This window comes from Shimia isoporae (assembly GCF_004346865.1).
In the GTDB taxonomy this organism is placed as follows: domain Bacteria; phylum Pseudomonadota; class Alphaproteobacteria; order Rhodobacterales; family Rhodobacteraceae; genus Shimia; species Shimia isoporae.
Map to the genome: position 1 here is coordinate 1,023,311 of NZ_SMGR01000001.1, position 11,697 is coordinate 1,035,007.

The following is an 11,697-nucleotide window of genomic DNA, read 5'->3' on the forward strand; positions in this document are numbered from 1 at the left end:
CGCTCGCCTCGGCTTCCCGTTCGTTGTGCTGTGTGATTCTTAGACGTTCAGCAACAGGTGCTCGCGTTCCCAAGGAGAGATTACGGCAAGAAACTCTTCATATTCAGCGCGTTTCACGATGGAGTACACGCGAGCGAATTCTTCTCCTAGCACAGAATGAAGGGCTGTTGCCTCGTCGAACAAATCCAGTGCGCCGCCCAAAATACGCGGGATGGCTTCCTCGCCATCGTATGCGTCCCCCTTGTACTGTTTGTCAGGCCGTTCCTGTTCGATCAGCCCCAAGTAGCCACATGCCAAGGACGCGGCGATGCCGAGATAAGGATTGCAGTCCATACCGGCGATGCGGTTCTCAACGCGGCGGGCTTCGGGACTGGACAGTGGAATTCGGATACCTGTTGTGCGATTGTCGCGTGCCCATTCGAGGTTGATCGGAGCAGCATGATCGCGCACGTACCGGCGGTAGCTATTCACATAGGGGGCCAATACCGCGATGGCGGAGGGCAAGTGGTTCTGAAGGCCCGCAATAAAGTGGAAGAAGGCGTCGGTGTCGCCGCCTTGCGGGCCGCTAAAGATGTTTTGGCCGGTTTCGATATCAATCACCGAGTGGTGGATATGCATTGCGGAACCGGGTTCGTTTTCGATCGGCTTTGCCATGAAGGTTGCATAACAATCGTGCCGCAAGGCTGCTTCTCGGATCAGGCGTTTGAAATAAAAGACTTGGTCGGCCAGTTCCACGGGATCTCCGTGGATCAGGTTAATCTCCAACTGGCCCGCTCCGCCTTCTTGGGTGATGCCGTCAATTTCAAAACCCTGCGCTTCGGCAAAGTCATAGATGTCGTCGATCACCGGCCCGAATTCGTCGACCGCCGTCATGGAATAGGCCTGACGTGCTGCGGCAGGGCGGCCTGAGCGGCCCATCATGGGTTCGATTTCCTTGGCCGGGTCGGTGTTCCGAGCCACGAGGAAAAATTCCATTTCCGGCGCAACGACTGGCTCCCACCCCTTTTTGCGGTAGAGGTCGACAACGCGTTTCAGGACGTTGCGTGGGCTGAAAGGAACTGGGTCACCTTCGGTGTCATAGGCATCGTGGATCACCTGCAGCGTCCAATCACCCGTCCATGGTGCGGCAGTGGTCGTCGTCCAGTCCGGCCTCAGGATCATGTCTTTTTCAATGAAGCCACCTTCGCCCGCGGCTTCTCCCCAGCCGCCCGTAAGCGTCTGGTAGAAAATGGAATCCGGCAAATGGAAGTGCTTCTGACGCGCGAACTTGGTGGCCGGAACAGCCTTGCCACGGGCAATTCCGGGCAAATCGGAAATGATGCATTCCACCTCATCCAGCCGGCGGTCTTTTAGGTACTCACGTGCGGCGTCGGGGGCTTTGGAAATCCAGTCGCTCATTTGCTGCGCTCCTGTCGGAAAAAGTCTGCGAATTGGTCTGCCAAAGTCTGATTGGCCACGGGAGCGGCGAGGGTCTCCTCTGCCGCGTCCAACAGGTCGTCGGGAACGACACCCCGGCCGCGTGTGTTGATCAGGCCGTCGATAAACAGCCCGTCGAATTCAGGGTGCGCCTGTACGGTCAATGCACGGTCGCCGTAGATGATGGCTGCATTCTTGCAGAAGTCGTTCGAGGCAATAGTCACAGCCCCGGGTGGCAGTTCCGTAACCTGATCCTGATGCCAGGCATTCAAAGCGATTTCTGTTCCCGCGAAGTCGTACGTCTGACGTCCGACAGCCCAGCCCCCATCGAATTTTTCCACTTTGCCGCCAAGCGCTTGGGCAATGATCTGGTGGCCAAAGCAAATCCCGATCATGGGTGCATTTTCCGTCACGCAGGCGCGGATGAAATCCTCAAGTGGCGGGATCCATTCATGGTCTTCGTAGGCCCCGTGTTTCGATCCTGTAACCAGCCAGCCTTCCGCAGCGTGGATGCCATCGGGAAAGACATTATCGACCACGTTGTAGGTTTCGAACTCGAAATCATGGCCAGCGAAAAGGGACTGGAAGAGGTCGGAGTATTCGCCGAATTCCTCTTGAAGCTCCTCTGGTGTGTGGCCAGTTTGCAGGATTCCGATTTTCATAGTGCACCGTGTGTTTGATCAAATTATTTCGTTGTTGGTTTGCGCTGACTCAGACCCGCTCGAGGTAGGTCTTCCAGTGGTCTTCCTTGGGAATTTCTGCCAGTTCGCGCAGCTCCTGACGTTTTGTCATAACCATATTGTCTATCAACTGTCGGGGCAAACAACGGGTAATGAACGGGTCCGACGCGAACAGTTCTATCGCGGCCTCCCAGCCTTCGGCCAGATGAGGTAAGTCGAGATCGTAGGCGTTGCCCTCGATGGGGGCAGGCGGTGTGAGACCTTCTTCGATGCCTTCTATCGCTGCGCCGAGGACAGCGGCCAACATCAAGTAGGGATTTATGTCGCCACCGGCCACACGGTGTTCGATCCGCCGCGCGCCGTACGCGCCTCCTGGAATGCGAAGTGCAGAGGTGCGGTTTTCGTAGGCCCAGCAAACGGATGTCGGCGCGTGGTTGCCTGGTGCGAAGCGATCATAGCTGGGACCATGGGGCGCAAAAATCAGAGTACAGGCCCGCATGGCCTGAAGGCATCCGGCGACGGCCTGCTTGAGGATGTCAGTCCCTTCGGGGCCACCATTGTCAAAGACGTTCTTCCCGTCCTTGTCCACGACCGAGAAATGCACGTGCATCCCGTTGCCCGCATCCTCGAGATAGGGCTTGGCCATAAAAGTGGCTGCGAGGCCATGTTTTCTTGCGGTTCCGCGCAGAAGTAGTTTGAACATCAGCGCGTCGTCGGCCGCCTTCATGGCGTCCTGATGGTTCAGTGTCACTTCGAATTGGCCGATACCGCACTCGGAAATCATGGACTGAATTGGAATGCCCATGGCTTCGGCGCCTTGATAGACGTCGGTGAAAAACGGATCAAAGGCGTCCAGTTCGTCGACGCCCATAACTTCGCCAGACATGAGTTGGCGGCCACTGCGCGGATCAAGCGGCGGTTGGAGCACCTCGCCTCTGTCGTCCACCAAAGTGAATTCCATTTCGGTTGCGGCCATAACCGACCAGCCACGCGCTTCGAAGCGATCGAGTACCGACTGTAACGCCTGTCGTGCATCGCCCAAGAACGGTGAGCCATCCTCGTTGTACATGGCCATCGGTACGATCTCAGACGGGGTATCCAGCCAGGGTTGGGCGACAGGTCCGCGGTTTGTCGGTCGCAGAATACCGTCGGGGTCGCCGGTTTCGAAAACCAGCGGGCTGCCTTCAATGTCGTGTCCCCAGATGTCCACGTTCAGAACCGAAAGGGGCATGCGAACACCATCGCTTTCCAGTTTGGTCGCCTGTGAGGTCGGCAGCCGTTTGCCGCGAATCTGGCCGTTCAGATCGGCAACCCCGATGCGGAATGTCTGGTAGTGAAGCGGAACCATGTAGCACCTGTCTTGTCGGAATTTGATCAAAATATCTCCGGCGCGGTTATCAATGTCCAGAGGAATTTGTTCCGGTCTGCAAAGCGTCGGCAAAGTGTCGGTATTTCGTCGGTGCCACATTCGGTCGAATTTTTGTGGTTTAATGGGAGTGTTGGGTCCGTTTCGGAGGAAAGACAAATGTATGATGCAGCGATTTCAGCAGGTGGCGTTGCCGTGGTGACCGGGGCAGCCAGCGGCGTGGGCAAGGTTGCGGCTATGCGATTTGCACAGGAAGGGTTGAGCGTGGTTCTCGCCGATTTGCCCGGCGATGCCCTTGACCAGGCTGTTGCCGAGGTGGCCTCGGTCGCGCAAGGCGGCCGTGAGGTCGTTGGCATTGCGACTGATGTGACCAGCGACGCTGATGTTTTCGCGCTTGCTGACAAGGCTTTTGAGCTTGGTGATGTCGCGGTTTTGATGAACAACGCAGGCGTCGGTGGTCTGAGGACGACGCCTTGGGGCGAGATGGACAACTGGCAAAAGCTGCTCGATGTGAACTTCATGGGGGTGTTGCGCGGCATTCAGGCTTTTGTCCCGCGTATGATTGAGGCCGCGCGGCCTGCTGTGGTGATCAACACGGGTTCCAAGCAAGGCATCACGACACCGCCCGGAAACCCTGCCTACAATGTTAGCAAGGCTGCTGTGAAGGTGTTGAGCGAGCAGTTGGCACATGAGCTACGTGAAGTGCAGGCACCTATGTCTGCCCACCTGTTTGTGCCTGGTTTTACCTATACCGGTATGATTGCGGCTTTCATGCCGGAGAAACCACCGGCGGCGTGGACCAGCGAAGAGGCGGTGGACTACATGCTCGCGCGAGTGAAGCTTGGGGATTTCTATATTCTGTGCCCCGACAACGATGTGGATGAGGCGAAAGACCGCCGGCGGGTCAGTTGGGCGATCGGGGACATTGTGGAAAACCGGCCGGCTTTGTCCCGTTGGCATCCGGATTTTGCAGAGGCTTTTGCGGCCTACGATAAGGGGTAGCGCATGCCCATTCGGGCAAGGCAATCGACTCCGTCTGTGCGCCCGAGAAGCGGTGCCCTCATAAAGGGTCACCGGATCAGGTTTGGACGCACCCGCAGTTTAGGTGTTGCAGATTGCGGCAAGTGCCTATTCAGGCGGCGGTTCATGATCCCAAAGAGCCAGATGATCACCAGCGTCAGCAGGATGAAGTAGAAAGCCAGAATGGGATACGGAACAAACGGGTTGAACGTCTTGTCGGCAAAATAGCTGGCGTAATAAAGCGCATCACCTTTTTGCCCCCGCGCCGGAAACGCAGAGAAGAACACCAGCGCAGTGGCGTGGAACAGGAAGATCGCCTCATTGGTATATGCCGGCCAGGCAAGGCGCATCATCGTCGGGAAGACGATGCGGCGGAATCGGGGCCAACCCGTCATGCCATAGGCGTCTGCGGCTTCGATGTCGCCTTTTGGGATCGAACGCAGGGCACCGAAGAAGATCTCCGCTGAATATGCCGCAGTATTGCAGAACAGCACGATCACAGCACCAAGCCACGCTGCTGTCAGCGGGTCAAAGAGCGCGTAACTTTTCTTCATCGAAAGGAAGAAAAAGTAGGCAAAGAAAAACTGGATGAAGAGCGGGCTGCCCCTGAAGATAAAGATGAACACTTCTGAAGGGCGACGGTAGAGCCACTTGTCAGAGTTCTTGCCCATCGCCAATGCCACGGCAAAGAAGAAGCCGGTACAAAGTGCGATCACGCCGAAATAGATGTTCCAGATCATGCCGGAACCGATCAGGGTGAACTGCTCGCACAGTGTGAAGTCCGAGCGCGGGAGCAGGCGTTCGCCGTAGCCGAGAGAGCGGAAGGCATAATCGGAGATGGTCTGGGCGCAGGTCTTCATGCCGCAGCCTCCTTACGCAATGCTTCGCCGCCGGCGGTGGCCTGTCCTTTGTTCAGGCGGCGCATCAGGCGCTCCAGCACGATCTCGGACACTTTTGTGAAACTGAGGTAGAACACCAGCAGGAACAGGAAGTACCACATGCGCCAGTCAGGGTGCGGGTATGCGGAAAACTTCGAGGTTTTGGTGCCGCCCAGTTCGCGCGCCCAATAGACGATGTCTTCGATGCCGAGGAGGAAAAGAAGCGGCGTTGCCTTGATCAGGACCATCCAGAGGTTGGACAGTCCGGGCAGCGCATAAACCCACATTTGCGGCACGAGGATGCGCCAGAAAGTTTGGCGGCGGGTCATTCCGTAGGCTTCCGCTGTTTCAAGCTGTGCATGAGGAACGGCGCGCATACCACCAAAGAGAACATTGGCAGCAAAGGCGCCAAAGACAATGGCAAAGGTAATCACGGCAAGCATAAAGCCATAAAGCTGGTGCACATATTCCGGCGAAGTGCCGAGCGGCACCTTGGCTTGCGGGCAAACAAGGAAGTCGTTGCCCTTACGGATCGGGTCCGTCCAGTCCGGGCAGACGATGCTGTGCTTTACCAGTTCGAAGGACTGATCGAGTGCGATTACAAAGAAGAGGAAAAAGGCAATGTCGGGCACACCGCGCACAATGGCGATGTAGCCTTTGCCAAGCCAACTTAGCGGGGCGATGTGACTGCGGGCGGACATGGCGCCGAAAAAGCCGAAAGCCAAAGCCACGGGGGCTGTAACGGCCAATAGCGCGAGTACCAATAGGAAACTCTTGTAAAACGACATGTGCACGCCGTTCGTCAGGTAGCAGGAGAACCACCAGAACGTATCAAGCGTGGAAGGATCGGCGCAGTAGGAGAACATCGCGGGTGTCTTCGGTTTGGCGGCTGCCCAGCGTTAGGGCAGGGGCCGGATGCAAAAACAGGCCCGCGCAGCAAAGCGCGGACCTGCGGGATCAGTCAGATCAGTAGGTGGCGGCGTCGGGGCCGAACCACTCAACGATCAGAGCGTTCAGTGTGCCGTCAGCCTTCATGGAGTCGATGGCTGCGTTGAACTTCTCTTTCAGCTCGGTGTCGGACTCGCGCAGGCCCATGCCAACGCCACCGCCCAGCGGAACATCTTCGCCAGCCCAGACCAGCTCGCCGCCGGACTCGTCAACCAGCGGTGCGAGGTAGTCTTTGTCTGCGAATACCGCGTCTGCTTCGCCGTTGCGGACTGCTGCCACGGTTTCTTCAGGCGTTGCGAATTCGATCAGGGCTGCACCGGACTCGGCAACGTAGCCTGCCTGGATGGTTGCGGTTTGAGCTGCAACCACACCACCCATAACGTCCGCGTCTGCGGAGGTGCCGACATAGGCGGAGGCCGCAGGCGGGATGTAGTTCTGAGTGAAGTCGATCACTTCGTCGCGCTCATCGGTGATGGACATGCCCGCAATGATGGTGTCGTAGTTGCCGGACACCAGGTTCGGGATGATGCTGTCCCAGTCGTTCTTGACCCACTCGCAGGTCAGGCCAGCGCGCTTGCAAAGCTCGTTACCCAGAACGATTTCGAAACCGTCGAGGTTACCCGCGTCGTTGATGAAGTTGTACGGAGGGTAGGCGCCCTCGGTGCCCATGCGCACGGTGTCAGCCATTGCGAGGCCGGCGGTCAACGCCAGCGCTGCTGTGGAAAGGATCAGTTTTTTCATTTTACACTCCCTAGCTTGTGTTTGTTTTCCGGCGTTTGTCGCCGGTGTGGTCTCAGGTTGCCAATTTGGACCCGCAGGTCAAGTTGGCGGTGGTGTCTCAGGCATGCACGGTGGAGGACAGAAAGCCCTTCAGGCGCTCGCTCTTGGGGTTGCCGAAAAGTTCATCGGGGCTGCCTTGCTCCTCGATAAGACCCTGATGCAGGAATACAACCTTGTCCGATACATCTGCGGCCATTTTCATGTCGTGGGTCACGATCAGCATGGTGCGGCCTTCTTCGGCCAACGATTTGATGACGCGCACAACTTCCTGTTCCAGTTCCGGATCAAGCGCCGAAGTCGGTTCGTCAAACAGCAGCGCTTCGGGTTCCATAGCCAGCGCGCGGGCGATCGCCGCGCGCTGTTGTTGACCGCCGGACAGTTGGGCCGGGTAAACGTCGTGCTTGTCGCGGATGCCGACCTTGTCGAGGTAGGCGTGCGCGGCTTCTTCGGCCTCGGCCTTGTCGCGACCCAGAACCGTAACAGGAGCTTCCATAACGTTTTGCAGGATGGTCATGTGCGACCACAGGTTGAACTGCTGGAACACCATCGAGAGGTTCGTGCGAATACGCAGCACCTGTTTCTGGTCGGCAGGCACACGGTTGTGGCCCGCGCCGCTCCAGGAGACAGGTTCGCCCTTGAACAGGATTTCACCTTGCTGGCTGTTTTCCAGGAGGTTGGCGCATCTCAGGATGGTGGATTTGCCGGACCCGGACGAGCCGATCAGGGACACAACATCGCCCCGGTGTGCGGTGATGTCGACGCCCTTGATGACTTCGAGGTCGTGGTAAGCTTTGTGCAGGTCGCGGATTTCCAGAACGGGCGCGGTATCGGGCACGTGATCCCCATCAATTCTTGTTATGACTTGGTGCCTCAATAGGGATGAAAAAATGCGCAAATGCAACTTGCAAAACGGCGGAGACGCAGCGGATTCTGGCGAAAAGCCGCCAATTTTTGCCAATTGGTTAATCTCTGACCTCAGGGCATGGGCGGAATTGGGACCGCAAGATAGGCCGTGTGACGGATGTCGATGATGTCATGAAGGTGCAGCACGTCGCGGTCGGCTGGCGAAAGGTCGAAAATTGCTCGGGAAAGCGCGTTCGCGATCGGCATCGGATCGCGTTTGTGGGCCGTTATGAAGGGCAGTGCAGGCGTTGGAGCGGTGCGGTCCACCTCAATGAGGTCCGCGGCATACTCTTCGTACCGGCGGATCATTTCCCAGCTGAGCGCGTCAATTGCGGCAAAGTCCGTAAACCCATCCGCTACCGAACGTCCCGATTCGACATGGGAGCCTGTCTCGCGCAGGTCTCCGATTCGCAGGCCGTTGTCTGCAAAGTGTTTGTGCGGAGCCGCCCAGCCGGATTGTGACAGGGGATCGTTGAAGGCCATTTTCGCATTGTCGAACGTGTCCAAGGGGTCAGTCGCCCTCGAGCGATGGGCCACGATAACGGAGTTGTAATAGCCCGGCTGACACCCGTAGAGACGATAGTCGGGCGTGCCAACCAAAGTTACTCTGCCGTGCAGTTTTGAGCGATAAGGCAGACCGCAGGTCTGGGCCAGTACAAGATCCGGCGATTGCCAGATATCCCAAACATCGCGCCCACGCGTCAGGGTTGCAGGACCGAAACCGAGATGGTCGCGGACCGCTTCCCAGAAGCGGTCGTTTGCTTCGGCCGTTTCGGGCCGGTCATACATGGGCAGTGCTGCGATCATTGCTTGGTGGAGACGCGTTGACGCGCCAGAGCACTGTCCTTGTCGTTTATGCCGAGCAGATTTGCGGACAGGCGCAGGAGTGCGTCTTCTTCGGCGTCGCGTTCGCCGTCTGCGAGAACGACCGACCACATGGCCTCTATCACTGCGATACGCTCCTCATGCGGCACTGCATCTTTTATGGCGCGGGTGAAGCGAACGGTGTCCGGAGCTTCGGCTTCTAGCGTTTCAGCATCCCGCATCAAGTTTTGAGCATCGGCCGTTGCCAGCGCGTAGCGCTCGGTCACAATGCGTTCGATCTTGAGCGCTTCTGCGGAGGAGTAATGGTCGTCTGCACGCGCAATTCGCACTAGGAGCGCTGTCAATGCGAGTCGTGCATCGGTTTGATCCAACGGGGACGGGGCGGGGGCGGTCAGCCGTTTCAGAAAATCTGCGAACATGCTCAAAGATGTAGGCGGCGTTCCAGGCTGGGGCAACTTATTCTTTTGTAACTGGCGCTCTTCCAGTTCGCCTTTGATTGGCCACAACCTCTTCCCAGTCTTTGAGTAGCTTTGCTCGGCGCCCGGGATATTTTTCAGGCAGCACAATTAAGTCGGCGACACGATCTGTGCGAAAATGGCGGAAGTCGTTGCGTGCTTCGCACCAGGCAACAATGTAACGGGTGGCGTCCAGATAGGCGATTAGCAATGGCCAGATGATACGTTCCGTCGAGGTGTTGTCACGATCCCTGTAGGTTAGCCGCAAGCGATACCGTTCGCGAATTGCGTGGCGCAGGGCCGCGCTGTCGAAACTGTCTTCTGTTGGCTTGCCAGTGGCAATCGGACGTGTTGCTGAATCCAGTACTACGGGGCGAAGATCATCGGGAATGGCTTCGGACAGCTTTGCCACGAGGTCGCGAGCGGCGTTCGCCAGCGACGGATCAGCTTGCGCTGCAACCAGCCCAGCTCCGAGCGCGGCGGCTTCAAGTTCGTCTGCCGTCAGCATCAGGGGCGGCATGTCGTACCCATCCTGAAGCACGTAGCCGGTTCCGGCCTCGCCCAAAATTGGTACGCGCTGAGCGGCAAGTTCGGCCATGTCGCGATAGAGCGTGCGCAAAGAGACTTCGAGTTCTTCGGCAAGACGGGCTCCCGTGACAGGCCCCCGCGACGAGCGCAGAATCTGGATGATCTGGAACAGGCGTTCGGTCCGACGCATTTATGCCTCCTGCTGACACACTGCTGACACAACGCTGTCAGCAGGGCAAGGATACTAAAGCCTCAGACACAGTTTGGAGACAGGCCTTAGGGGGCCGGAAAGGAGCACCGCATGCTGAAAGTTGAGCGGGCGTTGGAGATTGATGCGACACCGGAACAGGTCTGGTCGGTGATGGGGCGGTTCATGCACATAAACGAGTTTGCCCCGGAAGTCGTACGGGTCGAAGCTCTCACCGCCGCCGAGAATCAGGTGGGAGCGCAGCGCAGATGTCATTTCAACAACGGTCAGTCGCTGGTGGAAACCGTCACGGAATGGCAGGTCGGACGGGGCTACAGCGTCTCACTTTCGGAGATGGACTCAATGCCGATGGCTGCGGCCAATGCGACCCTGCTGATCGACCCTATGGGCAATAGGGCACGGGTGGTCTGGCGTTTTGAAGGCCGGATGAAATTTGGCCCCCTTGGCTGGCTGTTGGGGCAGGGTGTTTTTAAGCCCATGATGGGCAGAGTTATCGCCGCCAACCTCGAAGGTTTGGCAAAAACCGTAAAAAACCTGCCCAAGAGCGTTGATGAAGTGGCTTGAAAGCTGGTCCCGCGGTTATTCGTCCGCGGGGCTGTCTTCCGGCTTGATGCCAAGCATCCCTTCGATTTCGTGCAAACTGGCAATTTCGGCGGTCACGCGGGTGCCGTCCGCGATGATGACCTGCCAAAGTTGCTGCGCAACTTCGAGACGGTGCGGATAGTCGATATGCTCGCGTATCATCAGGGCAAAATCGGGCGTGCCGGGAGCGGCGGCTTCCAGTTTTTCACAGGTGGCGCGCATCTTTGCGGCCTCAACCGCGTTCAGACCGAATGTTGCACCCAGAATGCGGTCGATTTCGCCAATCTCCATGACGTGGTAATTGTTGTCGGATTTGGCCACTCGCACCATGAGCGCGCCTAGGGCGAGTTTTTCGTCCAGCTCCGGCAGTTCCTGTTCGGCGGGTTTGTTGCGGAGACGGTCAAGTAGGCTGTCCCAGATCATGGATCATATCCTTCGATGATGATCAGGTCGGAGGTCGCAACGTCGGCGCGGAGCTTGAAGGCAGCCTGATAGTCTTCGCTTTTGTAGCAGTCGAGTGCCGCCTGATAGGACGGAAATTCGATCAGCACATTGCGTGATCTCGAAGTGCCCTCGGGATTTTCGAACTGGCCTGCGCGCACCAGAAAACGGGCACCGAAATCGGCAAAGGGTTTGGCGTTGGCGGCAATGTAATTTTTGTATTGTTCAAAGTCGTCGATATCGACGCGTGCAATCCAATAGCCCTTGGGCATGTGGTGTATTCCTTCCTGAAGGTCTTTTTTCTTTCAAGGTGCCGAAGCTTAGCCGCCTTGGCAACCTTTCTCCGACAGTTTGATCCCTGCGAAATCGTTCATTTCGATCAATCCGTCCTGCGCCCAGGCCCGAACGATGTCGCGGGTTTCATCCATCGTGAAATCGTGTTTGGGCAGAATGTCGTCAGCTTCAGCGGTGGTCATCTGACAGCCGTTGTCACGGATCAGCTTCAAAAGCGTATCAGCTCGGTCTGACTCCGTCGCCAATGCCGGAGTTGCGATGAGTGTTGTCGTGGCGAGAATTCGGAGAAGCATAAATAAATCCCTGATTTTGACCAATTGGTCGCAGAGTTGGCGACAAGGTGATTCTAGTCAATCGGGGATTGCGGGGAAGA

Annotated in this window: 15 protein-coding genes; 2 read left to right on the top strand and 13 right to left on the bottom strand. The window is 57.5% G+C overall.

What is annotated here, in order from left to right; translation table 11 throughout:
* Positions 1-39: 39 nt before the first annotated feature.
* Genes BXY66_RS05070 through BXY66_RS05080 form a run of 3 tightly spaced genes read right to left on the bottom strand, consistent with a single transcriptional unit; the run spans position 40 to position 3,444 of the window.
* On the bottom strand, positions 40-1,398 hold the full coding sequence (locus BXY66_RS05070) for a glutamine synthetase family protein (RefSeq protein ID WP_132859076.1): 1,359 nt from the start codon (positions 1,396-1,398) through the stop codon (positions 40-42).
* Positions 1,395-2,078, bottom strand: a complete 684-nt coding sequence (locus tag BXY66_RS05075; protein WP_132859077.1) for a type 1 glutamine amidotransferase — start codon at positions 2,076-2,078, stop codon at positions 1,395-1,397. The genes BXY66_RS05070 and BXY66_RS05075 overlap by 4 nt, the downstream gene beginning before the upstream one ends.
* A 49-nt stretch (positions 2,079-2,127) precedes the next feature.
* Complete coding sequence (locus tag BXY66_RS05080; RefSeq protein WP_132859078.1) at positions 2,128-3,444, bottom strand: glutamine synthetase family protein; 1,317 nt, start codon at positions 3,442-3,444, stop codon at positions 2,128-2,130.
* Positions 3,445-3,621: 177 nt separating this feature from the next.
* Here BXY66_RS05080 and BXY66_RS05085 point away from each other — a divergent pair, with 177 nt between their 5' ends.
* Positions 3,622-4,464 carry an SDR family NAD(P)-dependent oxidoreductase gene (locus tag BXY66_RS05085; protein WP_132859079.1) on the top strand — a complete coding sequence of 281 codons (843 nt, stop codon included), beginning with the start codon at positions 3,622-3,624 and terminating at the stop codon, positions 4,462-4,464.
* 68 nt (positions 4,465-4,532) lie between these two features.
* On the opposite strand, the gene BXY66_RS05090 is transcribed toward BXY66_RS05085, so the two are convergent.
* The 7 genes from BXY66_RS05090 to BXY66_RS05120 all read right to left on the bottom strand — a co-directional run bounded on the left by BXY66_RS05090 (position 4,533) and on the right by BXY66_RS05120 (position 9,989).
* Positions 4,533-5,342: an ABC transporter permease gene (locus BXY66_RS05090; RefSeq protein ID WP_132859080.1), complete on the bottom strand. Its 810-nt coding sequence runs from the start codon at positions 5,340-5,342 to the stop codon at positions 4,533-4,535.
* On the bottom strand, positions 5,339-6,226 hold the full coding sequence (locus tag BXY66_RS05095) for an ABC transporter permease (protein WP_132859081.1): 888 nt from the start codon (positions 6,224-6,226) through the stop codon (positions 5,339-5,341). The genes BXY66_RS05090 and BXY66_RS05095 overlap by 4 nt, the downstream gene beginning before the upstream one ends.
* 100 nt (positions 6,227-6,326) lie before the next feature.
* Positions 6,327-7,049 carry a transporter substrate-binding domain-containing protein gene (locus BXY66_RS05100; RefSeq protein WP_132859082.1) on the bottom strand — a complete coding sequence of 241 codons (723 nt, stop codon included), beginning with the start codon at positions 7,047-7,049 and terminating at the stop codon, positions 6,327-6,329.
* 97 nt (positions 7,050-7,146) lie between these two features.
* The gene (locus tag BXY66_RS05105; protein WP_132859083.1) at positions 7,147-7,923 is read right to left on the bottom strand and encodes an ABC transporter ATP-binding protein; all 777 of its coding nucleotides are present in this window, start codon (positions 7,921-7,923) and stop codon (positions 7,147-7,149) included.
* A gap of 140 nt (positions 7,924-8,063) precedes the next feature.
* Positions 8,064-8,798, bottom strand: a complete 735-nt coding sequence (locus BXY66_RS05110) for a phosphate/phosphite/phosphonate ABC transporter substrate-binding protein (RefSeq protein WP_132859084.1) — start codon at positions 8,796-8,798, stop codon at positions 8,064-8,066.
* On the bottom strand, positions 8,795-9,235 hold the full coding sequence (locus tag BXY66_RS05115) for a tellurite resistance TerB family protein (RefSeq protein ID WP_132859085.1): 441 nt from the start codon (positions 9,233-9,235) through the stop codon (positions 8,795-8,797). Before BXY66_RS05115 ends, BXY66_RS05110 begins: the two co-directional genes overlap by 4 nt.
* A gap of 37 nt (positions 9,236-9,272) precedes the next feature.
* Positions 9,273-9,989, bottom strand: a complete 717-nt coding sequence (locus tag BXY66_RS05120) for a helix-turn-helix transcriptional regulator (protein WP_132859086.1) — start codon at positions 9,987-9,989, stop codon at positions 9,273-9,275.
* A 111-nt stretch (positions 9,990-10,100) separates the two neighbouring features.
* Between BXY66_RS05120 and BXY66_RS05125 the strand changes: the two genes are divergently transcribed.
* Complete coding sequence (locus BXY66_RS05125; protein WP_132859087.1) at positions 10,101-10,571, top strand: SRPBCC family protein; 471 nt, start codon at positions 10,101-10,103, stop codon at positions 10,569-10,571.
* A gap of 15 nt (positions 10,572-10,586) precedes the next feature.
* Here BXY66_RS05125 and BXY66_RS05130 read toward each other — a convergent pair whose 3' ends face one another.
* Genes BXY66_RS05130 through BXY66_RS05140 form a run of 3 tightly spaced genes read right to left on the bottom strand, consistent with a single transcriptional unit; the run spans position 10,587 to position 11,617 of the window.
* On the bottom strand, positions 10,587-11,012 hold the full coding sequence (locus tag BXY66_RS05130; RefSeq protein ID WP_132859088.1) for a tellurite resistance TerB family protein: 426 nt from the start codon (positions 11,010-11,012) through the stop codon (positions 10,587-10,589).
* The gene (locus BXY66_RS05135; RefSeq protein WP_132859089.1) at positions 11,009-11,302 is read right to left on the bottom strand and encodes a DUF1330 domain-containing protein; all 294 of its coding nucleotides are present in this window, start codon (positions 11,300-11,302) and stop codon (positions 11,009-11,011) included. The genes BXY66_RS05130 and BXY66_RS05135 overlap by 4 nt, the downstream gene beginning before the upstream one ends.
* Before the next feature lie 48 nt (positions 11,303-11,350).
* Entirely contained in the window at positions 11,351-11,617 is a 267-nt protein-coding gene (locus tag BXY66_RS05140; RefSeq protein ID WP_132859090.1) for a hypothetical protein, read from the bottom strand.
* Positions 11,618-11,697 lie beyond the last annotated feature (80 nt).

Coding starts and splice junctions, on each gene's coding strand:
- BXY66_RS05070 (WP_132859076.1), bottom strand. CDS start 1,398: ATGAGCGACTGGATTTCCAAAGCCCCCGACGCCGCACGTGAGTACCTA.
- BXY66_RS05075 (WP_132859077.1), bottom strand. CDS start 2,078: ATGAAAATCGGAATCCTGCAAACTGGCCACACACCAGAGGAGCTTCAA.
- BXY66_RS05080 (WP_132859078.1), bottom strand. CDS start 3,444: ATGGTTCCGCTTCACTACCAGACATTCCGCATCGGGGTTGCCGATCTG.
- BXY66_RS05085 (WP_132859079.1), top strand. CDS start 3,622: ATGTATGATGCAGCGATTTCAGCAGGTGGCGTTGCCGTGGTGACCGGG.
- BXY66_RS05090 (WP_132859080.1), bottom strand. CDS start 5,342: ATGAAGACCTGCGCCCAGACCATCTCCGATTATGCCTTCCGCTCTCTC.
- BXY66_RS05095 (WP_132859081.1), bottom strand. CDS start 6,226: ATGTTCTCCTACTGCGCCGATCCTTCCACGCTTGATACGTTCTGGTGG.
- BXY66_RS05100 (WP_132859082.1), bottom strand. CDS start 7,049: ATGAAAAAACTGATCCTTTCCACAGCAGCGCTGGCGTTGACCGCCGGC.
- BXY66_RS05110 (WP_132859084.1), bottom strand. CDS start 8,798: ATGATCGCAGCACTGCCCATGTATGACCGGCCCGAAACGGCCGAAGCA.
- BXY66_RS05115 (WP_132859085.1), bottom strand. CDS start 9,235: ATGTTCGCAGATTTTCTGAAACGGCTGACCGCCCCCGCCCCGTCCCCG.
- BXY66_RS05120 (WP_132859086.1), bottom strand. CDS start 9,989: ATGCGTCGGACCGAACGCCTGTTCCAGATCATCCAGATTCTGCGCTCG.
- BXY66_RS05125 (WP_132859087.1), top strand. CDS start 10,101: ATGCTGAAAGTTGAGCGGGCGTTGGAGATTGATGCGACACCGGAACAG.
- BXY66_RS05130 (WP_132859088.1), bottom strand. CDS start 11,012: ATGATCTGGGACAGCCTACTTGACCGTCTCCGCAACAAACCCGCCGAA.
- BXY66_RS05135 (WP_132859089.1), bottom strand. CDS start 11,302: ATGCCCAAGGGCTATTGGATTGCACGCGTCGATATCGACGACTTTGAA.
- BXY66_RS05140 (WP_132859090.1), bottom strand. CDS start 11,617: ATGCTTCTCCGAATTCTCGCCACGACAACACTCATCGCAACTCCGGCA.